Genomic DNA, 24086 nt, shown 5'->3' on the forward strand with positions numbered 1-24086 from the left:
ATGGTGGGCAATCCTGCTGGGCACCGACATCTCGGGAGACGGCGCCTCCTACCTTCGACGGTCATGCCGGAAGGAGGCTGCGATGGAACCTGACGAACTGCCACGATCGACCACTTACGACTGGAACCGGCGAGGCCGACACCGGTTGCGAGCGCCGGCCGCTGTCGTGATTGACCTGCCGGTGCCGCTCGCCGTTGATGCTCACGTGTGGGTCGCAACGATCTGGCCCGACGACCGGGCCGGAGGTTGGGCTCGAGCGCTGTGGGAGACCGATCCATCCCGGCGTGGTTGGCGCCTTCCGATGGAGTTCGCCGCCGGCGACGTCATCGAGTTCGGCGCCGACACCCCAGCGCGGCCGGTGCGGTGGTTCGGAATCATGGACTCCTACGAGCCCGATCGCTGGGCCACGATCCAGGGCCCGTACCCGACCCCGACCGACGCGTGGCACGACGCTCAGCGCCTCCTCGCGCTCGAACGGTTCCTCCCCCCGCTGCCAACCGAACCTCCGAGATCGACGACGTCATGCGACCGGACCGGCCACGAACGACGACACCGCCACCACCGACGCCCATAGACGAGCGATCCGCACTCGCCACCGCCCCTGCGAACCCGCCGAGGCGATCGGGAGTGAACCAAGGTCGGACTCACAGATGATCACCGGGGGCGGTGTGCACGAATTTCGGGAGTTTGGGAGTGACCTCGGGAGCGTGCCCGGGAGTGTGTGAGCGCACGCTGCCGTCCATGTTGAGCATCGCCAAGCTGCGAGTCGGGCAGGAGGCCTACACCCTCGCCGGTGTCGCCCAGAGTCTGGACGACTACTACACCGGCCGCGGCGAAGCTGACGGTCTCTGGATCGGCGTCGGCGCGGAACGCCTCGGCCTCGACGGTCCGGTGTCGGCGGACGACCTTCGAGCGGTGCTCGCTGGCATCGCGCCGGGCACTGGTGGTCTGACCCCGAACGGCGAGACTCTGCGCACGCATCCGCGTCGGGTGCCCGGGTTCGACCTGACCTTCAAGGCCCCGAAGTCGGTATCGGTGCTCTACGCAGTTTCGGACGATCCTCGGGTCCAAGGGCAGATCATCGAAGCAGGTGAGGCCGCCGTCCGTCAGGCGGTCGCGTGGTTGGAGCGGGAAGCGATTCATGTGCGCCGCGGGTCCGGTGACGCCGTTTACCTGAACGATCTCGCCGCCCGCGATCCGGCTGCCGCCGAGGCCGCCAAGGTTCGCGTGCTTCCCGGGCGTGGTGTCGTGGCCGCCGTGTTCCGGCATCGCACCAGTCGAGCCGGCGATCCGCTGCTCCACTGGCACACGCTGGTCGCGAACCTTGTTGAAGGACCCGACGGCCGCTGGGGCGCCTTCGTCCATCCCGAGCTCTATCGATCGGTCCGCGCCGCAGGCGAGCTGTTCCAGACGGCGCTGCGCGACGAACTGACCGATCGCCTTGGCCTGCAGTGGCGACCCGGCCGCCATGTCCCCGAGGTGGCCGGCGTCCCGCAAAGCCTTTGCGAGGTGTTCTCGAAGCGGGCGGCCGAGATCGACGCGTGGCTGGAGGCCACCGGCACACCGAACAATCCCGCGGGCCGCCAGGCAGCGGTTCTTGCGACACGACGCGGCAAGCCCGAGGTCGAGGGCGAAAGGTTCGACGTCGCATGGAAAGCCGCCGCAGCCGAGGCCGGTTGGGGACCGGCACAGGCCGAAGCGCTGTTGTCGGCCACCGCCGGGCAGACCGTCCCCTACGACGTGATCTGGCGACTCGTCGTCCGCGACCCGATCAGCGGCGCCGCCGTCGATCACACCGTCACCGCCGAGGACTGGATCGAGCACCTCGGCCGGACACTCACCGACCACGACACCACCTTCACCCGGCCGCAACTTGTGGAAGCGGTCGCCGCCCGTATCGGTGAGGGGGCATCGGTCGCCACCGTCGACCGGATCGTCGCCCGCGTGCTCGCCTCGCCACAGATCGTCCCGATCGCGGATGACCGCACGCCCCGGTGGACGACCACCGGCATGCTCGACATCGAGCAACGGTTCCTCGCCGCCGTCCACGACACCCGGAACAGCCGCACCCCGGTGGACGAAGCGAGGGTCGACCACGTCATCGGCCACGGCCCGATGCTGGGCGCGGACCAAGATCTCGCCGTCCGAACCATCACGAACTCGCCTGACGCGGTCGTCGTGCTCGTCGGCCCTGCGGGCACCGGCAAGACCTTCACGCTCGACGCCGTTCGCCGAGTGTTCGAGGGCGCTGGCCAACACGTGGTCGGCGTCGCCCCATCCGCCCGAGCCGCCCACGAACTCGCAACCGACGCCCACATCCCATCGGCCACCATTCACCGTCAACTCGGCGCATGGGACCGCGGACTCGACCTTCCCAGCGAACGCACCGTGCTCGTCGTCGACGAAGCCGCCATGGCCGGCATCCGCGAGCTCGAGCGGGTCACCCGCCCAGTGATCGCCGCAGGCGGACGTGTGGTGCTCGTCGGCGACCACCACCAGCTCCCCGAAATCACCGCAGGGGGAGGCTTCGCAGCACTCGCAACCGACACCGACGTCACCATCGCCGAACTCACCGTCAACCGTCGCCAACTCAACGAATGGGAACGCGACGCCCTCGCCGAACTCCGCGATGGGCACGTCGCCGCCGCCGTCAGCGCGTACCGCGACAACGACCGCATCGTCGTCGCCGACGACCGCGCCGAGATGATCGCCACCGCAGTCGACCTGTGGCTCGACGCCCACCAAACCGGAGCGGTGCCGGTGCTCCTCGCCGGAACCAACGACGTCGTGGCCGCCCTCAACCACGCGGTACGCGATCGCCTACTCAGCGCCGGCCTCCTCACCGCTGGTGCTGACGGACTCGCCGTAGGGGAGCGACTCGTCATGCGCATCAACGACTACCGAGCGCGGACCATCGACGGCGACGACACCGCAGTCCTCAACGGACAGACCGGAACCCTTACGGCGATCGACGACACCGGACTCTTCGTACGCCTCGACCACGACGACACGCTCGTCCGGATCGACAACGGCTACCTCACAGCGGGCGGCATCGACTACGCCTACGCCACCACCGCCCACCGAGCCCAGGGCGGCACCTGGGACCTCGCGATCGCGGTCGGTCTCGACGGGCTCTACCGCGAAGCCGGCTACCTCGTGATGTCACGCGGCCGCCAGTCGAACTGGCTGATCCTCACCCAGCCCGAACTCGACAGCCTCGATCGTGACATCGGCCGACACGACAGCCCCCTGCGACTGCTGGTCGAAGAACCCGACCCGATCGACGACCTCCTTCACGACCGGCTCAACGCCTCCCGCCGCAAGACACTCGCCACCACCCGGGACCCACACGCGCCCGAGATCCATCACAAGGCCACCACGCTCGACCTGTCGTCTCTGGAGAGGTGGGCCGCCTACGCACGCGCAATCGAAGCACGAGCCACCCACTTAATCGGAGGCGATCCCGCTCACGCCCACCAGAGGCTCGCTCGCCTGGATCACACCGCTCGGCACGTCGCCGTCGGCCACCGGGTGAAGGCTTGGGACAGGCGCAACATCGGCACCATCACTTCGCTCGACGACAGCGTCGGCACTGCCCAGGTTGAGTTCGTTTCGGCGAAAGGCACAACGGCCGTCCGGACGTTCAACTGGGGCGACATCACCATCGTCGACCCGTCACACCCGCAGCCACGCCAACTCAGCGACAGTGCGGCGGCCACCGTCGAGCGCACCGCAGCGGACATCGGGGACCGCCTCGGCAGATGGCACGCGCACCTCTCGGCTGCGGGGGTGCAGCCCAACGATGCCCACGTGTACACGGCGGCAGCATCGCTCGCAGTCAACCGCGCCGCTGCGTCGCTCCTCGCTGCGGAGCCTGCCTGGCTGGTTGCACTGCTCGGAATAAGGCCGGTCGACAACCCGGCGGCGACGCAGGTCTGGGAGGACACGGTGCAAGAGGTGGCCGCGCACAGACTCCGTGCGGGCATCGTCGACCCCATCGAGCCAGCCGGCCCCGCCCACGAGATGGGCGACGAGACCTTGTGGACGGCGGTTTCGGACACCGTTGCTCACGCTCGTGCCTGGCTCGACGACATCACCGACCCCGGGCTCAGGCCAACGGTGCGAGCGCGAACGCCCGACGAGTTGCAGCAGCGCCGAGGCGAACTCGACGCAATCCTTGCGACGGCACCGGCAGACGTTCGTGGCCTCATCCAGAGGATGCAGTCCATGGCCCCGCTGCCCTTCGAGCAGCTCGACAGTCTCCTGACGGAACTGGATTCGGCACATCGCGAGCGCCAGCACTGGATCCTGCAGCACTGGCCGCACGCCGTAGAAGCGTCACACGTCACGGCGGCACTCGGCGCCGCCTCGCTTCTGAGCGACCCGCAACAACTCCTTCTGAATGACCTGACGAGCTGAACGTGCGACAGATCGGCGTACCACACCTGTGCGCCGGGCGAGCCGACAGGGGCTGTTGGACACCCTGGGCACAGCCCGCTGCCCGGAGCCGGCAAGAGCGATCGTCGCCTTCGTAGGCCGCAACCGATTCATGAGTCGCGATGGCGTTGCCGTCGCATTGCTCTTGCCGTGGCATCGTGCCGGTCGGACTCTATTCCTGACGTCTTCACCGCTGTCGGTTCGAGATTCGTCGTCAGCCCGACGGTCGCCGCCGCGAGTAGGAGGCCTGCAGAAATCACGTAGACGAATCGGACGTCGATGATGTCCACGAGGACGCCGCCGAGGGCGAGCGAGAGCAGGCGGGCCGCGTTCCAGAGCACGTCGTAGAAGGCGAATGCTCGGCCACGAGTCTCGGCAGGCACGAGCGTCTGCAGCGTGGTCTGGTAGGCGACCATGCCGGTGCTGGTCGACATGCCGTATACGGCCAGGGCGCCGCCGGCGACGACCGGGTTGGCGACCGCGGCGAGGGTGAGATCGACGCCGCCACGAACCGCGAACGGACCGAACAGCCAGCGCTTGTCCCCGGCGCCGATGAAGCGGCGCAGCAGCAGTGGGCCTGCGGCCGCGCCGACACCGATTGCAGCGAGCAGGATGCCGAAACCGCCAGGTCCGACGCCGAGCCACCGATCGGCGAGCACGACGAGGAGGCCGCTGGTGGCGCCAACGGCCATTGACGCAAGGACCTGAACGATCGCCAGTCGAGTCAGGAGCGGACTTGCCCTCACGGTGCGCACCCCAGCGAGAACTCCGCTCCACCGGCGTTCGGTCGTTTCCGCCGCAGCGCGCCCGGCGCGTAGCCCCAAGAGCAGGAGCGCTGAGACGATAAAGGTGGCGGCGTTGACCAGGAAGGCGATCTCGACGCCGAAAGCGGCGATGACGAACCCAGCGACAGGAGCCAGGGCGATCTGGACGGTGACTGCTGCAGTCCACATGGTGCTGTTCGCGTCGACCACATCGTCGTCACCGACGACCTCGGGGAGCAGTGACGTCGCCGCCGGGTTGAACACCACTGCACCCGCGGACAGTCCGAACGCGACCGCGTACGCCATGGCGACCGAGCTCGCCGAGGCGACGAGCGCAAGCGCCACTGCGGCGCGGAACAGATCGGCACCCACCATGAGCGTGCGACGAGGTACACGGTCGGCGGCGAGCCCGGCAACAGGGCCGAGCAGCAGCACCGGCAGCACCTCGAACATGACCGCGCCCGCCACACCTCGACCCGAGCCGGTGAGTTCGAACACGAGCACCACGAGGGCAACCGTGTTAAAGGCGTCACCGGCCCGTGACACCGTATGTGCGAGGAACAGGCGGCGAAACTCACCGGAAGAGCGAAGGAGCTTCAGCATGCGGCCATGGCCGTGGTGGGCAGAGACCGCACTCGCGAGCTTGTGCTCACGGCCAAGGGCGGGTGCCACCCCGAGCGAGCCGTTTCTGTCACAGCATGGAGCCGAGGTCGCTGCCTACGGTGGGGTAGGCGGCGGTCATCGATTTGAGTTGTCGGGTGGTGAGGCCGAGTTTGATCGCGAGCGCACAGATGTTGATGAGTTCGCCGTATTCGGGTCCGAGCATGTGGGCGCCGACGATGGTGTCGGTGTTGCGGTCGATGAGGATCTTGGCCGCCGCGGTCGTCTCGCCGATGCGGTAGTTGGAGTACCAGCCGCTGGTGTCGGTGTAGCGGACGTCGAGATCGATGCCGGCATCGCGGGCGTCGGTCTCGAGCAGGCCGACACGGGTGAGTTCGGGGATGGTGAACACGGCAGTCGCGATGCCGGTGTAGTCGGGGGTGATGGTGGCGGCTTTGAGCATGTTGGAAGCGGCGACCTTGCCTTCGAACACGGCGACCGGAGTGAGCGGTGCACCGGGTGTGTCCGCGGCGTCACCGGCAGCGTAGACGCGAGGGTTGGTGCTGCTCTGGAGGTGCTCGGCGACGTGGACGCCGTGCGGGCCGTGGGCGATGTCAGCGGTGTCGAGGTCGAGACGGGTGAGTTCGGGTTCGCGGCCGGCGCCGTGGACGACGAGGTCGGTGGTGATGGTGGTCTGTCGTCCGTGGTCGTCGAGGGTGACTTCGTAGCCGTCGCTGGTGGGGTGGACGGCGATGATCTCGGTGTTGCGGTGGAAGTCGATGCCAGCGGAGTGGCTTCGGGTGACGAGTAGCTCGACGAGGTCGGGGTCGAAGCCGCGCAGTGGGCGGGGTCCGTGGTCGACGATGACGGTTTTGGTGCCGGCGCGGGCTGCGATGTGGGCGAACTCAAAGGAGATGAACCCGCCTCCGACGAACAGGATTCGCGGGGGGAGTTGTTCGAGGTACAAGAACGCGGTGGAGTCGATGAGGTGATCGGCGCCGGGGAAGTCGAGCGGGCGTGGTCGGGCGCCGGTGGCGATCAGGGTGTGGCGAAACTGGTAGGTCGTGCCTTCGATGTCGAGCCGGTCCGGGCCGGTGAATAGCGCGGTGCCGTGCAGCGTGTCGACGCCGTGGCGTCCCAGGTTGGTTTCCATGTTGGTGGGCACCGGGTCGGTGAAGCCGTGCATGTGGGCGCTGAGCGCTGGCCAGTCGATGCGCAGCCCGGCCAGGTCGATGCCCTTGCCGGTGAGAAGGTTCGCGGCGTCGATGATCTCGGCGCCGCGCCGCAGGATCTTCTTCGGGTCGCACCCGCGCAGTGCGCAAGTGCCGCCGTAGGGGAGGTCGTCGACGATCGCGACTCGCCATCCGGCTCGGGCGCATTTCTCGGCTGCGGCAGCGCCTCCCATACCTGCGCCGATCACGATCAGGTCGTACGGGTCCGTCGCGCTCATGATGTGCCGACCTTCCCCGTCGCGGTTGCCGTGGTGGCGGCTTTCAGGGTGCGATGAATGTCGGCCAGGCAGCACTTGGTCGACGGGTTGAGGTGCTCGCAGGCACAGTGCCCGTCGGCGACGGCCTGCTTGACCTCGGCTTTGATCGTGCTGACACCGTCGTGCGCGGCAGCGTCGGCGATGAGGTCGTCGGCGGTGTGCCCAAAGCAGAAGCACACTGGCGTCGGTCGATCAGTCGCTTTGTGGCCGACCTGGGCGATGACCGCGTCGGCATCGACGGTGGCGGTATCGAGGTAGTACACGACAGCGCAGCCTGGCGTCGCGCAGTGCTGCCACGCGCCATCCGCTGCGTCGGGCCGATGAGGGCGAACCGGTGCCATCCCGACGATCGGTCCGATCTCGCCGCACGAGGGACAAGGCCCAGCGGGGCCGGTGGAGATGCTGCAACACGAACTCATCGCGCCGTCTCCCGGTGGGGCGCCGTGCCGCCTACGGCGGCTGGGCGCACCGGATCTGCTGCTGCGATGCCGGGACGTGAATCGCAGCTCCGCTGGCCGCGCCAGCGGAGCACACCGATGACCGCGACGAACGAGGCGACCGCGACGGCGATCCAACTCCCGAGGCCGAGTCCGGCGATCATGCCCGCAACTCCCAGCGAACCGAGCAGCGGCAGACCACAGCACACACCGAGCGCGGCGGCCCCGGCGGCGACTGGAACGAGCGAGCCGCGGCCAGGCGCTGTCTGGGTTGTGGGTGATGTGTCTGTCTCGGTCACTTGGGTCCTTCGTCGTCGGGACGAACTCGTCTCTCGGACTCAACGTAAACTCTGATCCATACTTCAAGGTCAAGGGTTAGTGTTGCTCCATGCGCATCGGAGACCTGGCGGCAGCGGCGGAGATCCCGCCCGAGACTGTCCGGTACTACGAGAAGCGAGGCCTGTTGGCACCACCGGCGCGTTCGGCCAACGGCTATCGCACCTACGACGACACCGCTCTCAACCAGCTCCACTTCATCCGCACAGCACAAGCCGCCGGACTCACCCTGGCAGAGATTCGGAGCGTGATCGAGCTCCGCAACGACGGCACCACCCCGTGCAGTCACGTCGAAGCGCTCCTCGCCGACAAGCTCGCCGAGGTCCGCGAGCGGCAACGCAAACTGGCTGCGCTGGAGAAGGAACTCGCCAAACTGGTGGGTCGTAGCGCCACTTTGAACCCGGCCGACTGCCGACCGGACGACATCTGCCACATCTTGACGAGAGGTGCAGCGACGGACGCCCGTCCGAACGGGGTCCACCCCTAGTGACGACGCTCCTGAGCGTCGTCACTCCACGCGGTTCACCTGCGTTGGAGGGAACGCCCGCCGCGCTGTCGGGTGGGGCCACTGGTAGCCGGAGTTGTATCTCGCACCCATTGCCAACACCCAAGTACGAACCGCGCCGTGAATCTCGTCGTGCGAGGGATCATCCCTGACGTCCGTCAGCAACGGCACGCGTTCGCCGTCGCCGTCCACATCGATGGTGGCCCAGTCGAGCGCCTCGGAGAGAGCATCCCAGACGGTGAAGCCGGGGCGGTAGCCACGTCGGAGGTGGTCGACTGCGGAGACGAGGTCGAGGAGCCAGGTGCCGCCCTCGTCGAGGGGCTCTGATCCGTTCGTGTCCGAGTCGGAGGTGAAGAGGTTGCTCATTGCGCTGGCTCCAGTCCCGCTGAGTCGATGTTGAGCATGAGCGCGTCGAGGCTGCGGATCGGGTCGTCGACGGAGGTGACGCCGGCCGGAGGGAGCCGGTCGAGCAGCGCTGCGGCGTCGAGGTCGACGGCGGACCTGATGGGCGTGACGTTGCCTGGCGCTGGGGGATGGAGCCACGACTCAACGGTCGAGGGATCGATCCCGGCGCCGCTGGCCGTCGCTGCGACGGTCTCGGTGTCACCGTCGCAGCGGATGTTGAGGACGTCGAGGACGGTGTGGTCATTGACCCTTGTCGCAAGTCCGGCGGCAGTGTCGGCGGGCGAAAGGCCGGCCGCTTCCGAGGCGGCCGCGAGCTGGTCGGGGTGCGCGCGGCGACTGGCGGCGATGGCGAGCGCTTCGTCGGGCTCGACGATCGTGAGGAGCCCGGTCGTGAACGCGTCCGGCGTGGGCGCGTGGGCAACGAGGTGGTCGACGATGGAGGTGGTGGGATGACCTGCCGTGGCCATCGATCCAGCGGCGAGTTCCCACAGATGAGGATCGTCGGGGAGGGTGCGGAGGACGTCTCGTGGTCGGACGGCCATGATCTCGGTTGCCGTGCAGCCGGCGGTACGCATCTCCGTGGCGGTGGCGTCGAGAAGTTCTGCCGCAAGCGTGTTCGGGAGGTCCCAGCGTTCGTGCAGCACGCGGATCCCGTCAGGGATGGGGACGCCGGCCGCAGGGAGAAGCGCTGCCGCGGTTGCGGCGTCGACGCCGTCGGCGGCGAGGACGGCAACGGTCGTGGCGGGGCTGAACCCCGCGGCACCGAGGAGCTCGACGAGTTCGGCAGGATCGGCGTCGATAATGCGCGCGGTGTCGGTGTCGGTGAGGCGACCGCTGATGAGATGAGCGAGGTCGGCCCGGTTGTAGAGGCCGTCATCGGCGAAGGCCGCGAGGCTGCGGTCGGAGGTGGCAGGGTCGGCGATCATCGCCATGCGTGCGACGCGGCGTCCGGCGAGCTCGGCTTGGTCGCGTGCGTCTTGCTGGGTGGGTTGGAGCGGGAGGAGCTCGATGCCGTCGGTGGACGGTGTCTGGAGTGCGGGTTGCCAGCGGCCGCCGGGTGCGGGCAGCACGTACAGGGTGATGTCGTTCGTGAGGTGCCACAGCTCGGCTGCGACAGGGCGTCCGGCTCGTGGCATCTGTTCCCATCCTTCGACGGCACCTGCGGGGGAGGGGCCGGTGTCGACGGTCGGTGCGGTCAGCGCGGGGTACCGGTCGCGGACAGCAGCGACGGCTTCGGCACGGGCGTCGGAGAGGGTGCGGGCGCTTCCGGTGACGAGGAGACCGTTGCCGGTCCTGGCGGCGATGTCCTCGAGGCGCCAGGTCGCGCCATCGCCGGTCTCGACAGCGGCGAGGTACGCGGTCTTGTTGAGCCGAAGGAATGCGCCGCTGCCCGATGCGTGCTCGCCGCGGGCTGACCATTCGGCAGCGGTGTAGGGGCCGACGGTGACCCATCTACCGATGGGGAGTTGTTCGAGCGACGCAACCGGGAGACGGTGGCGGCGCCCGGCTGGAACGACTCGGTCGTCGACAATCTCCATGCGCGGCAGCGGCGATGCGGTGAGGTCGACGCCGACCGTCACCCCGAGCCCTGCGGTGAGCTTGCGTGCCGGTTCGAGCACGTCCTGGAGTCGCTCCCATCGCTCTCGTGAGTCCAGTGCCGCCGGGTCGAACCTCGGCGCAGTTTCGGTTGGTGCGTGGCCGACCCGATCGAGCACGAGCCACGCGGCTTGGCGGGCGAGGGTCTCGTCGAGGGCGGGCCGCTTGTGCGATCGCCGGAGTCGCATGGCGGCATCGTTCAGGAGTCGCGTCGGGTCGTTCGTGCGAGGGAGCGGTCCGCGGATGGTTGCACCGGCGACCTTCCGGACTGCAGCAGCGAGATCGCTCTGCCCGCCTGGCCCGCGAAGGTGCTCGGGAAGCTCGATCGCGCTGAGCGCGCCGGGCGCTGGACGGCGTGCGAGTTGGGCGGTCTCGAACACTGGCCGCCACTCCCATCGTTCGACGGCTGCGCGGGTGGGGCGGTGGCCGCCGAGGTAGGGGTCGGGTTCGGTTCCGCCGGTGGTGATCGGGACCCGTACGGGGTGGCCGTGCTCGCCGGAGCGGATGGAGCATCCTCGGCCCTCGGTCGTCGAGGGCACGAGCCGCCAGGTTTCTGGTCCGGCGACCGGACCGTCGACGCCGTAGGAGGCGAGCAACACCTGATTGCGAGCCGAGTAGTCAAGCCACGAACGCGTGCCGATGAGCGCGTCCTCCCACTGCTCGGGCGAGGTGAGCGACATTGCGGCCCACCGGTCGAGGTGGGCGGTCATCGCCTGAAGGGTCGGGAACTCGATGCGCTGGCCGTTGTTCGCCATGCGCCGATCGTGCGGAGCGATACTCCCTGGGTTGCTCCCGGACCTACTCCCGATCAAGCTCCCGATTCGGGCTCTACCTGCGAGTTTGCCTCAGCGGGCAGAGTCCGGTGGGCAGGCGGGGTCGCATCGCACGACTTCCCGTGCGCCGACTCGCTCGACCCGGCCGTTGCCGACCGGCAGCCGGGCGGCGCAGCGGTCGCAGAACGCAGCGACCCGGTTCCGGTCGTGGTCGCTTTGGCCCGGTCCCCCTGGCGGATCGAGCGGCAGCCGCCCTTGCCCGGGCGATGAAGGTCGCGCCGCAGGACGTGAACGTGGAAACTGCTGCGCAGGTGCGGCGTCCCGGGGGCGCGGAAGGTGGCTAACCGACTCCTCTACCACAGCGGGGTCGAGCACGGGGGCGACGGGTCCACGGGGACCATCCCGAGTTGGGCACGTTCCGGTGGTGGGAGGGCTTACCGGTTTGCCGTCGACACCTTTGGGGACGAGGGCGGCCAGCGCCTTGTCCTCCCACCATCGAACCGCCCGCAGGTGGATCGGCGGCAGGGTGCCGTGCAGGAGCACGGCCTCTTGGCGGCGCATCTGGCGGATCACGTGGGCGGGCAGGAGGTCCTCACGCTGGAGGTGTTCCGACACGGTCCGTCGCCCGCCACCGGTGTCGGCCGACCAGCCGCGTTGCGCGACGTGTTCGGTTCCGGCGACCTTCGAGACGTACTCGAGCGTGGCGAGGTCGTCGGTTCCGTTGAAGATCACCTTCGAGCGGTGACCGCCGAGGACCGCATCGGCGAGCGATCCGTACCGATGGTTGATCTGGGCGCGTGACTGCCAACCGGTCACGAACATGCCACCCAGGCCGGCGATCGTCGACACCTCCTCGGGCAGCCAGCGGAGCTCCAACTGTCCGGCCTCGTCGATGACGATCAGCAGCGGCTTGGTCAGACGGCGCCCGGCAATGTCCCAGGCGTGGATCTGCTCGCGGAGATCGCCGAGCAACCCGCCGAGCACCGGGGCGAGTCGGGCGAACTCGGTCGCGGGTGCGGTCAGGTACAGCGTGTTCGCCCGGCCGTGGTCGCCTTCCATCAGCCAGTCCAGGTCGACGTATCGCGGGGTGCGGTCCCACAGCTCGTCAGACCAGTAGGCGTCGCGTGGGTCGAGTGAAGCGGAGTGTGCGACAGACGGCTCGGTCCATGCGTCGAACGCCAGTCGGGCCGTCGCGTAGATGCTCGCCCGGATTCGCGGGTCCTCCTGCTCGAACGCCATCAGCTTCGTCACAGCGTCCTTGGCGAGCAGGCGGATCTCGAGTGGCTGGTTCGCTGCGAGGCCGGCGCGTACGAGGTCGTTGACGGTCGGGTCGGTGATGCCGACGTGCATGTACGCCCACGAGGCGAGCCGGCTGATCGTCAGCGGTTCGCGGTCGGTGCCTTGGTCGCCGGGAAGGAGCTGGGACAGGCCGGCGAGGCACATGTAGGCGGAGGTGAGCGTCTCGCCGTGGGTGGCCCAGAAGTCCCCGCCGGTGACTCCCTGCCGAGGGATCGCCGCTGCGAGCGCTCGGCCGGCCCGCAGCGCACCCGACGTTGTGGTCACTTCACGCAACGGCGTCCAACGTGCCGTCGGGAGCCCGGTGACACCACCAGGATCGAACACGGCGAGCTCACCGCGCGCCGAACGGGCCGCAGCGGTCGAGTCGTACAGATCTCGCTTCACCGAGAGCGCAACGACCGGCCCATCCCAGCCGATGATGCCAGCGGACGCCAGCACCGTCTTGCCCGCACGCGTCGGGCCGATCAACGCCACCGAGCCGCGATCGCCCTGGATCGCAGCGCCACGGCGACCATGCAACGGGTGTCGCTCGCGGTCCTCGGTCGCCAGGAGTGGCCCCCGCTTGGAGAGCCGTCCGAGCAGGAGGCGACCTGTCGGCGGAACCGTCGACGACACAACGAGCGGCGCCACATCCCTCCGGTGAGCGAGGCGCGCCTCGGCGGGCACGCCCAGGCGAACTCGCGGCGGTGCCGACCACCGACGCCACAGCCAGAAGACCCCAGCCGCCAAGCCGACGACGGCTACGGCGAACAGGGCCGTGCACACCCAGTAGAGAACCGGGCCGGGGAGCCCTTCTGCTGCGTCACCCCAGGCGGTCGCCGGATCGCCCGGCGATGACGCCAACGGTCCCATCGCTGCGACCGCGTCGCTGACGCCTCCCGAGAGAGTCCCGCCGCCGAGTAGGGCGGCGAACCAGGCGCCACCCCAGACGATGCCTGCTGAGCCCAGCACGACCCCGCCCAGTGCAACGAGGACGATGTCGCCGCTGGTGCCCGCCCCGGTGCGGCCCGCGGGCTGACTCACGCCCACCCTCCCGAGCGAGATCGGGAGTCTCCATGACCGATCGGGACCTTGATCGGGAGTAACACCGGGACCTTCTCCGGGACCCGCATTTCGGATTCTCCATCCACTGCCACCAACGCAAGGAGAATCCCATGAACCTCTTCAGGCACATCGAAGCCGACTACCGACGCATCGCCCGCGACGGCCTCCCCGACCAGTGGGGCATCGACCTCGTCACCCTCGACGACGTCGTCGAAGCCGTCCGCGATCATCGAGAGCATCAGGAACGCTCGGACGGCCTCACCCGTCGCCTCGCGACGATCGCCAGAACCGATCAGCGAGCCGCCGTCGTCGTGCTCTACGCACTCGCGCCACTGCTCGGCGCCCGCCTCGGCCGGGCGGTCACCACCGAGTACCGGACCGACGCGCTCACCGAACTCGCCATGGTCATCCTCGACTCGCCGCTCGACGGACCTCGACTGGCCCAACGGCTCGTCAACCGGGCACACACCCGCGTGTACAAGGCCGCCCGCAGAGTCGAGCACCGGGGCGTCGTGCACATCGTGGAGATCGCCCCTGTCGATCCACAGCGGATGCCGGCGAGCGTCGCGATCTGCACGCCGGACATCGCAGATGGAGTCACCGACCGATTGGCGCTCGCCCGGTTCAACCATGCCGTGCTGACGGCCGTCGAGACCGGAGCCTTGTCCGGATCGGTCTGGGCTGCGTACCGAGACCACCGCCTGCGACGAGCGGTCGATGCGTCGCCCCCTGCATCGACAGCCGTCCAGCGCAAGCTGGCTTCGAGAGCTGCATCGCGGCTCCAGCCGCTTGTCGATCAGTACCTCCACGCAGCATGACGCACCTCGATCAGCCGAATCCGCGACCTCGACGGGTCGACACCTGGACCCGATTGGATGTCGTCAGGGTGGACCTGGAGCTACTCGACATTCGGGGACAGGACAGACTCAGCGATCTTCACCGCCACATCTCGGAGCGAGCCTGTCTCGGTCGACAGCCCCGCGCGACTGGCAAGGAGCGGACTCTCCCTGCGCAGCTGCTCGTAGGGCACGCCATGTACGACGGGAATCACGCGGTCCGTGGCGAGCAGCGCTCCGAGCTCTTGATCGGCGAATCCGCCCGATCGCAGCGACTCCAGCATTGACGTGGTGACCAGCACTAGCCCGACTCGGCTTGCGCGCAGCCCTGCGTCCAGTTGCCGGGCAAGACTGACGCCGAGCTTGACGTCCCGCTCGCTGAACCACACGTCGACATCGAGTTCAGTCAGAGCCATGAATAGTTCCTCAGCCGCGCCGTCGCGATCACTCCACGCATGGCAGAGAAAGGCATCGCGCGGGCGCTCGACATCATGGTCGACCGCTTCCGCAACACGGTCGAGCAGTTCGCGCTCGCGCTGCGTGTACGCGCCCTTAAGGCGACGACGGGACGTCGGGAGCGCTCGCGGAGCTGCGGTGCTCGAGGCCAGGCCGGCTGGCCGGATAGTGGCTGATGGCTGAGGGACTGCTGTCACCGTCACACGTCGGGTCTGCCGCACCGTCACGGTCCGCTGCACCCGAACTGTTCCGACTCGGGCTCTTCTTTGCGCCATTCGTCAAGTCTCGCGCAGGGGTGTGACAGCCAGACCTGTCTCACCGATCATGGACACAGAGGGGCAATTGACCCAAGGCTTGCCACCCAGTCGAGAGCGGAGATGGCCGGCTGCGCTAGGCACCATCGGATTCGTGCGATGCTCCGTGGCATGGACGTCTTCGAAAGATATGTGCTCCCCATCTTGTTGCGAATGTCGGAGACGCCGCTCACGTCGTACCCATTGCAGCGCCACATCCGTGAACTCGGGATCACCGACGAAGACGAGAGCACTCGACTGATTGACCTGATGATTGAGAACGGTCTCATCACCATCAAGGGAGGGAAGAACGGCGCGGGGGTGTGGTACGTGGTCACCGACGTCTTCCTCACATCGAAGGGCCTTGCTCAGCTAAACCTCTGGCCGTCCGATGACGAGCGAGCGCTGTTCCTCATTCACGAGGTAGCCCGAGCTCTCGACGACCTCGCGACCGAGGTGGAGGTGGCAGGTGGCGACGTCGAGAAGGTCGGTCGGTTCCGAGCCGCGGCTCGCGGGCTGCGAGGAGTCGTCGCCGAGACGGGCACTGAGATCGTCGCCAAGGTGATCTCGAACCTCGCGACCGGAGCGTGATCGGGTCGCCGGTGGGCACAAGCTGAATCGACCCGGCCCGCCGAACAAGGCCACGCTGGTATCGCGCTGCACAGCCGGCGATGCCATGGGCGTCAGCAGGATCTCGTGACACCTATGGTCGTGTCGTGGCCCCGAGAAGTCTTCCTGAACGAACAGTCGATGCGTGGGTCGCAGCAGCGATCTGTCGGACCTTTCCAGGTGCCCATCTCTGGGCACCCACGCAGGTGCCATCAGACGCCAACTGGGACTACGGCGCATCTTTGGGAGACGGCAAGGTGCTCATCTTTGAAGACAAGGCCACGACACCGGTCAGGCGCAAGCGAAAGGCACCGATCGAGACTCACTGGATCGACGTGCCGAGGTCGCAGCTTGACTGGTACTGCGATCATGTTGAGCCAGCGCTCAACGTCCCGGTCTTCTACGTTCTGCCGGCCCCTCCTTGGCGCGGCGAGCCGACCGGGTCCGTGGTCGTTCCCGATCAGGCGGTGTGCCGGATTGCGTCGCCACACGGACCATTCGAGCAGTGGGCCTACGTGGTCCGGTCAACGGACCTGCGCGCATACCTTGGCCATCGTCGCGGGCTCGAGACGGACGAGTTGCCCATTCCGGCGAGCCAAACGTTGGCCGCCTTCCTTGAGGGCATACGGCGTTGCGAGTACGGGCGCCGTGTTTCGGGGCCGGGTGAAGGTGTGAACGCGGCGATGAAGGGGGTCGAACAAGGCGACGTAGCGAACGTCGACGTTTCGCAACGACGCTCGCGTTCCGATAGTTCGGATCGGCGGATGGGGTCAGCCCTCGGAGTATTCCTTCCGGCCGCTGACCTTCCGTCATGGTGACGGAAGCTTCAACCCGACTCCTCCAGCCTGATCTCGGCGCGGCGGTGGGCAACGGGGATCAGCCCAAAGAAGGCTCGCGCCCAACGGGTGAATGCGGAGGGTCGAGCTCGCGCCGAACGTGATCGATCCACGAGGTGGCGCTTGCTGCCCACGAGTTCAGATCGAGTCCGTCGGGTGGTTCGAGACTCTTCAGCTGGCTGCCTCTGGTCGCAACGAGGTCCATGAGGTGTTCACCCCAGGCGCGGCCGGCTGGGTCCGCATCGACAACGGCGACGAGTAGTCGCCCGGTGCTTGCGGCATGACGGACGAGCAGGTCAGCCACTCGATCGTCGGGCGCCTGTGATCCCAGGATTCCGACGGCGGCGTAGCCAGCCCCGGCGGCCGTGAGAGCGTCAGGGATGCCTTCGGTGACGAGTAGCACGCCGGCGGTGGTGCGACCGTCGGGCGTGTGGGTCCAGGCGAGGCGTGGGTTCGATCCGAGGCTGCTGGCCGGGTTGTCGTACTTGTCGGAACCGATCGGCTCGAGGTAGCGGGCTTGGACGTACTGGACGTTGCCCTCGGGATCGAGCGCGGGGAAGGTGGCGGCGAGGGAGTGGCCGTGGGGGAGCCCTCGTTGACGGGACATCATCGCTCGGCCGGGGTCGGCGCCGACGTGGTTGGCTCGGAGGAGGTCGTCCTCGAAGCCGCGAGAGCGAAGCCAGTCGCGCACCGGAGCGCCGGTGCGTCCCCACAGGATCTTCTCGCAGGCGTGGACGTAGCGGACTACCGATGGATCGAGGGGGACCACGCTCGGCCGGGAACGTTGCGGCTTGCGTCGTGCGGGTGGGAGCGGTTGATCAGGGATCATGCCGGCGCGGTTGGCGAGCCATGCGATGGCGTCGGCACGGTTGACGCGTTGGGTCGCGACGATGAGGTCGATGGCGTCGCCGCGGTGGGTGTTGTCTCCGGACCAGCAGCGCCATCGCTCGTGTCCACGGTGGTCGGTGTGCATGGTGACCGAGGCGTGTTGGTCGTCGTGGCCGGGCATCGGGCAGTGCCAACGGCGACCGCGGATGCTTCGGGTGGCGGGCGTTGCCAGCTCGTCGAGGAGCTGGGCGAGGTCGGTGCGTGCGAGCACATCAGCGATCTCCCAGCGGGGCTGTCGATCGCGCTCGCCCGTGCCCATGGCTCTACGCCGACATCGACCGATCGGTGTCGCACACCTGCCGTTCGGCGTCGGTGAGGACGGTGTGAACAACCGCGCCGCGACGCTGCAGCCGCCACAGTGCTCGACCGCGCACCATGGTGGCCACCCAGTCGCGTTCACGCTCGGAGAGTCCGAACAGTTCAGCGGCGGTGTTCACCTGGTCGGGCGGCTGGCGGAAGATGATCCGGGTCTGGACGTCGGAGAGAAGTCCGGCGGAGATCTTGGCGGTGGCGGTGCCGTCGTCGGACTGTGCGGTGAGGTCGGCTGGCCGGTGGCAGATCAGCCAGGTGGACACGCCGAAGGTGCGCGACAGCTTGATCGCTGCTTGGAAGTGGCGGGCACCGTGTCGGACCGCGGCCCATGCTTCGTCGATCACCTGGAGCACTCGTCGGGGTGAGTCGCGCTGGAGTGTGGCGGCCAGCCACGAGGTGGCGGCGAGCATCACGAGGGGGAGCGCTTCGTCGTCGCCCCACACGGCGGAGAGATCGATGACGAACCCTGGCCCGTTGTCCCAGTCGATGTTCACGGTGGTCGGACCGTCGAACATGCCGGCGAGGGTCCGTGAGAGCAGCTTGTCGACGGCGAAGATCACCGGTGTCGCTGCGTGTGTGAGTTCGAGTGGTGTCCGTCGTGACAGGGCGACAAGTTCCTCGGCGGGGTTTGCCAATGTCGCTGCAACGTCGGCGAACGTGAAGGGACGTGCTTGGCGGGCGAGGGTCGTGATCGCCCACCCGAGCACCGCGTCCTCGATCGGGTCGAGCGGCCGGCCGAGCACACCGGCGACGAGTGCTGCTGCCAGTGACTGTCGGCGCACGGTTTCGGTGGGGTCGCCGCGTGCGTCGAGTGGGTTGAGCCGGTCGGTGCCACCGGGCCGTAGCTGGATGACCGGCAGCCCGTGGGCGGCGGCGAACGGTCCGTACTCTCCCTTGGGATCGAGGATCGTGACTTGTCGCTTGGACCCGTAGACGGCGAGCTCGCGGCCGAGCATCGCCTTGACGAGTGCGGACTTGCCGAAGCCGAGGTCGCCGACGATCGCGACGTTGGGGTTGGTGAGATGTGTCGGGTACAGCTCGAAGGGGTCGAAGAAGAACCCGCTTCCGCCGCCGGTGACGTTGACCCCGATGTACGGGCCTCGCTCGCCGAACCCGGTGTCGGTGTGGCACGGGTACACCGACGCGAGGTGTGCCATCGTCGCCCGGTGGCGTTCGATGTGCAGTCCGGGTGCTCGGCGCCAAGCGGGCCGGCTGTCGTCGGGCAGCTGGTCGATCGTCGCGTTCATGACGTAAATCCGGGAGTCAGGGCGCGTCCGAGTGGGAGCGACGCCACCCAGCCCTGGTCGTGTCGTGCATCCAAGGGCCGGAGATCGAGCAGGCATTGGGCTGCCGCCTGTTCGATCACGGTGCAGTCGTCATCGAGATCATCGAGCGTCGACGCGGTCACGTTGACGAGTCCGACGAAGCGGAACTCTGCGTGCCCTTCGGACAGCTCGTGCTCGCGGCGTTCGGCATCGGCGAGCCGTTTACGTTCGCGCGCGTTGACCCGGAACCCCTTTCGTTCCTTGAGGTCGCTGTCGGCTTCGCGAGCCATCACTTCACGATCGGCAGCCCGCGCTGCGCGGCCCATCGGAACCGGCTCCATGACGACAGCGACCGTGCGGATGCAGTGGGTGTCGGCGAGCAGTCGTGACAGCCAGTCGGCGGGCACCGGCAGCTGAGGCCAACCGGCAACCCGATAGCTGCGGTGGAACGCATCGTCGACGTGCACGTGACGCCAGTCGGGCTCGACGACCATCGGCCCCCACTCGAACGCCCCTCGCCGCGCTGCCGCCGCAAGTGATCGCGTGAGCGTCAGCACCTGTGCTGCTCGGGCTGGCGCGCTGCGGACTCGGATCGCACTCGACAACTCCAAGGCCGACATCGGAGAGTCGACGTCGAGCCCTGCGGCTTCGAGCCGTGACGCCAACTGTCGTGACTCGTCGAACAGCGCGTCTACGGCGGCGCCGAGTGCGGACTTCAGCGAGCGTCGCGCTCGGACGCGGCGCAGGTCGATCGTCACTGCGACGAGGACCTCGTGCGCGATCGTCGCCGGGGCTTGCTCGTCGACGAGCGCCAGGTAGTCCGCCACCGCAGGGTCGTGGAGCCGCTGATCGATCCCGACGGCATCGAGGAACGCCCGGTGGGTGTCACTGGTGACGGGATGGCTCCATTCCTGCCACACGACATGACGTACCGGCGATTGCTCACGTGCGAGCGGTGAGAGCGCAGCTCCCCATGCGCCGAGCATTGCGTCCTGCTTGACTGCGCCCGCCAAAGGGAACCCGTAACCACGAACCCGGAGCACCGCAGTGACCGTGCCGGCCGCCTTGTCCCGGATGACCCCGAACGGACGGTCGGATGGCTCGATGAGCTCGAGCCCGTGAAGCGCGTCCGGCAGTACATCGTCGGTGTTGTCCCCGACGAGTGACGGGCGAACCCAACGCCGACGACGGATCGCACGTCGGCCGTAGAGCCGGGCACCAGGCACGAGCGTCTCGGCAATCGGGGCACCACGCCAGCGCCCGAACGCCAACACCGAAGCGACAGTCGGACCGATCAGCCCGACCAGTGGGTGCAACGGCGTCTGGAGGGCGACGGCGAGGACGACGGCACCAACGATCATGGGGACCGCTTGCCGTGCGCTCAGTCCGAGCAGCAGCCCTGGCCGATTCGAGTCGGCGAACCGGTAGGCCCGTGTGTCACTCATCGTTCTCGTCTCCCGATGCAGAGTCATCCGCTGCTACGCCAGCGGAACGAGGTGTTGGCCGGCGGTCGCGTCTCGGTGGCAGTGTCGGCGTCGACGCTCGGGTCGACCGGGAAGCACCGCCGCTGTCGGGGGTCGATGAGCCGGCCGTGCTCGAACTCGATCCTGCGGTGGTCGGCCCCTGTGGGTTGGGTGATGCGGACCCGGTCGACGACGGGTTGTTGCCGGATGCTGCGCCGGTGAGGCCGGGGATCGCTCCCCGCTGTGCCGACGGGCCCCCGGCGCCCCGAGCGCCGGCTTGGCCGGCGACACCCTTGGTCGCTGCAGATCCTGCGGCCGACGCACCGAGACTCTTCACCATCAGTGCCGTGTGGGCCGCCGTCGTCGCTCCGCGTGTCCAGCCTCCAGCGACGCCTGCGCCGACGATCGCACCCTCGACGGTCGGCATCAGCTTGTAGAGCACCAACGGCGACACGGCCGCGATCAAGAAGCACACGAACCCGGACATAAGCGTTCCGACCGCCGCCGCTCCGTCGTTGATGACCGAGGCACTGTCCGGGTCACCGGATGGATGTGCGATCAGGTTCACCGCGACGACGAGGCTGACGACGATCGCCAGCTTCGACACGATCAACGCAACTGTCAGGTGGATCAGCTTGCGCGCGGTCCCACGGAACAACGGCAGCACGTTCGCTGACCACACCAGCGGCGCCAACGCTGCGGCGAGGTAGATCAGCGACGATCGCATCATCAACGACACGACCAGGCCGATCAGCCCGACGAACCCGACCAGTAGACAGAGCGGCCCTACGAACGTCGTGGCGAGCGGACCGGTCGTGGTCGCGACCACGACGATCCCCTCGATCATGCTGACGAGGTCGGCTCGGCCCGACTGCCAGACCATGGCCGAGGCTTCGTCGACGAGACCCAACAGCAGGTCGATCACGGTCACCGTCATGGCTGACGCAACGATCGACCACATCCCCTGCCGGACGGCGTCGAGGATCTGCTCGGGACGGCCGGCGAGCGCCGCCTGGATGCCCGAGGCGAGCATCATCGCCACCGTGACAGCGAGAGCGAGTACGCCCAGCTGGACGGCAAGGTCGTTGGCAAACCAGCCGGCCGTGACACGCGGCGTTGTCCCCGAGTCGAGCACGGACCACACCCACTCGACCAGCAGCGCCAAGCCGTTGGCGAGCCACGTGTAGATGCCGGTCACGACCTTGTCCCATGCCCAGCCGACCGCCTCTCCGATGGCGTTGAGACCGAACCCGAACAGGTCGCCGAGACCACCGATGACCCAATCGAACATGTCACGCACCTCCCACGGGTGGCCACGCAGTGACCTCGCGCATCTCAGCGAGCGAGGCGACCGGGGCGTTGGTGGCGAGCGCCGGTGTCGGGCCTGGGCGGACCGTCCATCCGTCGACGTGCCAATCGCCCGCCTCCCACACCAACTCGACGGTCACCGTTCGCCACAGCTGCCTCGGCGCTCCGAGGCGGTCCCCTCCGGCGACGAGGAGCGCCCACACCTGAACAGTCGCCGAGTTCGCCGTTGCCGATTCGACGACGGCGGTGAGCGGGAGCTCCTGGAGCAGCAGCTGTGAAGGCGTCAGGCCCTCGCCGGCCAGGTCGTCGATGAAGGCGTCGAGCTGAGCGGCCGACAGATCCGCAAGGGTCGGCCCGTAGCGGCGCGAGGCCAGGACCCTGATCATGTCGGAGCGGGTGATGAAGCCTGCGCGGGCGAGCTCTCCTGTCAACGACACCGCCGAGAGCGCTGCTGCGCGAGCACCAGTGGCGTCGCGACTCCAGCCGACCGGGACACCGAGCTCCTCGGTGCGCGGACCGGTCGCCGGCCGCTCGTCGGCCGACTCGGCCGCCGTGCTGGGACGCGCGGGCGGCGCTGCTTCCCGGCCCGCAGCGCCGCACGTGCGAAGTCCGATTGCCGCTGCTGCGACGAGCACGGTGGCGCCCACAACGATCACGCGCCGCATGTCAGGTCGCGTTGTAGACGGTCATGGCGATCGTGTGCGCCAGCCCAGCGAGCATGGCCGCGCCCACTCCGCCCAGCACCCACTTCCGACCGGCCGAGCTCGCGCTGTACGACGAGCCGAAGTGGCCCACGCCAGTTGCGATGCCACCGATCAACAGCCCGGCGACCGCAGCGGCGATGCTCGCGTACTTCAACCACCCCAGCATTTGGGTGATCAGTGTCCCGCCCGGCAGGGAGCTGTCAGGCGCCGGGTCCGGCACCTGAGCCCACGCGGGCGACGCGCCCATCAGTACTCCGCTGGCGACGAGCATCAGCCCGACCGACAGACGCGCTCGATGCCTCACCGGCATGGCACACCTCCTTGGTGTCTGCGACACACCGCTGCTCGGCGTGTCGATCACCGGTGAACCCACCCACGTCGTCAGCAGATCGCGACACCCCAGACCACACCGGCCCGATCAGACCTGCGACTGTCACGAAGCGGCCGTCTCGAGGGTGCGACAGAGGAGATGAAGCTCCTCGCTGTCCCCATCGTCGGACTCGTGCTCGCGCTCGTCGCATTCCCCGTCGTCTTCGCGACGGGGGACAACCCCGGCATCGGATGCGCGGCCGGCGGTGACGTCGCACCGATCCTCGCAACGATCCGAACGCTCGAGTCCGGCGGTGACTACACCGCGCGTGCCGCAGGGTCGAGTGCATCCGGCGCCTACCAGTTCATCGACTCCACCTGGGCCAACTACGGCGGCTACGCACAGGCATGGCAAGCACCACCAGCGGTGCAGGACGCGAAGGCCGCCGAGAACGTCCGCCGCGTCCTCGACGACAACGACGGCGACGTCAGCGCCGTGCCCGTCGTCTGGTACATCGGCCACCTCCCCGGACCGACATCGCCAACGTGGGACCAGGTGCCCGTGCCATCGGCAGGCAACGTCCTCACGCCTCGCCAGTACCAAGAGCGATGGCTCGCCGAGTACGACCGGCAACTCACCGGCGGTGACGGCACCGCCTCAGGAGGGTCATGCGCTCCCGGCGAAGCGATCATCCCGTTCGCCGACGGCTACGCGATCCCCGGCCCGGCTGACCTGTTCGCGACAGCACCCGTAGACGAACCTCATCACACCTATCCGGCCTGGGACTGGATGCTCCCGACCGGAACCCCTATCTACGCCATCCGAGGAGGGCAGGTCGTGACTGTCCAGTACTGGCCGTACAACTGGTGGGACCACGGCTGCGGCCAGAACCCGGCCGGCTGCCAGACGTGTGGCATCGGGGTCACGATCGAAGACGACGAGGGAACCCGCTGGGCCTACTGCCACGGCAACGCCGCCCACGTCGCAGCCGGCACCAACATCGCCGCCGGCACCCAGATCCTCACCTCGGGCAACACCGGCCGCTCCAGCGGCCCCCACCTCCACCTACAGATCCGCACCGCCGACGGCCTTCTCCGGTGCCCGCAAGAGCTCCTCAGGTC

21 protein-coding genes are annotated in these 24086 nt (G+C 68.2%); 7 read left to right on the forward strand and 14 right to left on the reverse strand.

The annotated features are described in order from the left end of the window. Window positions 1-82: 82 nt before the first annotated feature. The gene (locus R2770_13455) at window positions 83-574 is read left to right on the forward strand and encodes a hypothetical protein (GenBank protein ID MEZ5281461.1); all 492 of its coding nucleotides are present in this window, start codon (window positions 83-85) and stop codon (window positions 572-574) included. 167 nt (window positions 575-741) lie between these two features. Further along, window positions 742-4419, forward strand: coding sequence for a MobF family relaxase (gene mobF / locus R2770_13460; protein ID MEZ5281462.1), 3678 nt, complete (start codon window positions 742-744; stop codon window positions 4417-4419). 128 nt (window positions 4420-4547) lie between these two features. Here mobF and R2770_13465 read toward each other — a convergent pair whose 3' ends face one another. The 4 genes from R2770_13465 to R2770_13480 form a co-directional block, all read right to left on the reverse strand. Then, window positions 4548-5804 (reverse strand): MFS transporter, encoded by a 1257-nt coding sequence (locus R2770_13465; protein ID MEZ5281463.1) that lies wholly within the window; start codon window positions 5802-5804, stop codon window positions 4548-4550. 88 nt (window positions 5805-5892) lie between these two features. After that, window positions 5893-7251 carry an NAD(P)/FAD-dependent oxidoreductase gene (locus tag R2770_13470; protein MEZ5281464.1) on the reverse strand — a complete coding sequence of 453 codons (1359 nt, stop codon included), beginning with the start codon at window positions 7249-7251 and terminating at the stop codon, window positions 5893-5895. Beyond that, a complete protein-coding gene (locus R2770_13475; GenBank protein MEZ5281465.1) occupies window positions 7248-7553 on the reverse strand; it encodes a hypothetical protein in 306 nt (101 codons plus the stop codon). The genes R2770_13470 and R2770_13475 overlap by 4 nt, the downstream gene beginning before the upstream one ends. Window positions 7554-7705: 152 nt before the next feature. Further along, complete coding sequence (locus R2770_13480; GenBank protein MEZ5281466.1) at window positions 7706-8026, reverse strand: hypothetical protein; 321 nt, start codon at window positions 8024-8026, stop codon at window positions 7706-7708. Between the two features lie 89 nt (window positions 8027-8115). Here R2770_13480 and R2770_13485 point away from each other — a divergent pair, with 89 nt between their 5' ends. Then, the gene (locus tag R2770_13485; protein ID MEZ5281467.1) at window positions 8116-8550 is read left to right on the forward strand and encodes a heavy metal-responsive transcriptional regulator; all 435 of its coding nucleotides are present in this window, start codon (window positions 8116-8118) and stop codon (window positions 8548-8550) included. Between the two features lie 21 nt (window positions 8551-8571). Here the strand turns inward: R2770_13485 and R2770_13490 are convergent, their stop codons facing one another. The 3 genes from R2770_13490 to R2770_13500 all read right to left on the reverse strand — a co-directional run bounded on the left by R2770_13490 (window position 8572) and on the right by R2770_13500 (window position 13664). Next, a complete protein-coding gene (locus R2770_13490) occupies window positions 8572-8934 on the reverse strand; it encodes a hypothetical protein (GenBank protein MEZ5281468.1) in 363 nt (120 codons plus the stop codon). Continuing rightward, the gene (locus tag R2770_13495) at window positions 8931-11324 is read right to left on the reverse strand and encodes a hypothetical protein (GenBank protein ID MEZ5281469.1); all 2394 of its coding nucleotides are present in this window, start codon (window positions 11322-11324) and stop codon (window positions 8931-8933) included. Before R2770_13495 ends, R2770_13490 begins: the two co-directional genes overlap by 4 nt. A gap of 90 nt (window positions 11325-11414) precedes the next feature. Further along, window positions 11415-13664 (reverse strand): type IV secretory system conjugative DNA transfer family protein, encoded by a 2250-nt coding sequence (locus tag R2770_13500; GenBank protein ID MEZ5281470.1) that lies wholly within the window; start codon window positions 13662-13664, stop codon window positions 11415-11417. Window positions 13665-13795: 131 nt separating this feature from the next. On the opposite strand from R2770_13500, the gene R2770_13505 reads away from it, so the two are divergent. After that, window positions 13796-14503 carry a hypothetical protein gene (locus R2770_13505; GenBank protein MEZ5281471.1) on the forward strand — a complete coding sequence of 236 codons (708 nt, stop codon included), beginning with the start codon at window positions 13796-13798 and terminating at the stop codon, window positions 14501-14503. 80 nt (window positions 14504-14583) lie between these two features. Here the strand turns inward: R2770_13505 and R2770_13510 are convergent, their stop codons facing one another. Further along, complete coding sequence (locus R2770_13510; GenBank protein MEZ5281472.1) at window positions 14584-14937, reverse strand: TIR domain-containing protein; 354 nt, start codon at window positions 14935-14937, stop codon at window positions 14584-14586. Between the two features lie 39 nt (window positions 14938-14976). Between R2770_13510 and R2770_13515 the strand changes: the two genes are divergently transcribed. Together R2770_13515 and R2770_13520 are read left to right on the forward strand one after the other, a co-directional pair. Further along, complete coding sequence (locus R2770_13515; GenBank protein ID MEZ5281473.1) at window positions 14977-15153, forward strand: hypothetical protein; 177 nt, start codon at window positions 14977-14979, stop codon at window positions 15151-15153. Window positions 15154-15390: 237 nt separating this feature from the next. Further along, window positions 15391-15861, forward strand: coding sequence for a hypothetical protein (locus tag R2770_13520; GenBank protein ID MEZ5281474.1), 471 nt, complete (start codon window positions 15391-15393; stop codon window positions 15859-15861). A gap of 894 nt (window positions 15862-16755) precedes the next feature. Here R2770_13520 and R2770_13525 read toward each other — a convergent pair. The 6 genes from R2770_13525 to R2770_13550 are packed head-to-tail and all read right to left on the reverse strand — an operon-like array spanning window position 16756 to window position 22965. Continuing rightward, on the reverse strand, window positions 16756-17862 hold the full coding sequence (locus R2770_13525; GenBank protein MEZ5281475.1) for a toprim domain-containing protein: 1107 nt from the start codon (window positions 17860-17862) through the stop codon (window positions 16756-16758). A 4-nt stretch (window positions 17863-17866) separates the two neighbouring features. Next, window positions 17867-19162: a DUF87 domain-containing protein gene (locus tag R2770_13530; GenBank protein ID MEZ5281476.1), complete on the reverse strand. Its 1296-nt coding sequence runs from the start codon at window positions 19160-19162 to the stop codon at window positions 17867-17869. Then, window positions 19159-20625 carry an SCO6880 family protein gene (locus R2770_13535; GenBank protein ID MEZ5281477.1) on the reverse strand — a complete coding sequence of 489 codons (1467 nt, stop codon included), beginning with the start codon at window positions 20623-20625 and terminating at the stop codon, window positions 19159-19161. Before R2770_13535 ends, R2770_13530 begins: the two co-directional genes overlap by 4 nt. Next, window positions 20618-21934: a hypothetical protein gene (locus R2770_13540; protein ID MEZ5281478.1), complete on the reverse strand. Its 1317-nt coding sequence runs from the start codon at window positions 21932-21934 to the stop codon at window positions 20618-20620. The genes R2770_13535 and R2770_13540 overlap by 8 nt, the downstream gene beginning before the upstream one ends. Before the next feature lies 1 nt (window position 21935). Continuing rightward, window positions 21936-22616, reverse strand: a complete 681-nt coding sequence (locus tag R2770_13545) for a hypothetical protein (protein MEZ5281479.1) — start codon at window positions 22614-22616, stop codon at window positions 21936-21938. Between the two features lies 1 nt (window position 22617). Further along, on the reverse strand, window positions 22618-22965 hold the full coding sequence (locus R2770_13550; protein MEZ5281480.1) for a hypothetical protein: 348 nt from the start codon (window positions 22963-22965) through the stop codon (window positions 22618-22620). Between the two features lie 159 nt (window positions 22966-23124). Between R2770_13550 and R2770_13555 the strand changes: the two genes are divergently transcribed. Continuing rightward, window positions 23125-24086 (forward strand): peptidoglycan DD-metalloendopeptidase family protein (locus R2770_13555; GenBank protein ID MEZ5281481.1); only part of this gene is annotated, 962 nt, incomplete at its 3' end.

The organism is Acidimicrobiales bacterium (assembly GCA_041394185.1).
Taxonomy (GTDB): domain Bacteria; phylum Actinomycetota; class Acidimicrobiia; order Acidimicrobiales; family Poriferisodalaceae; genus JAAETH01.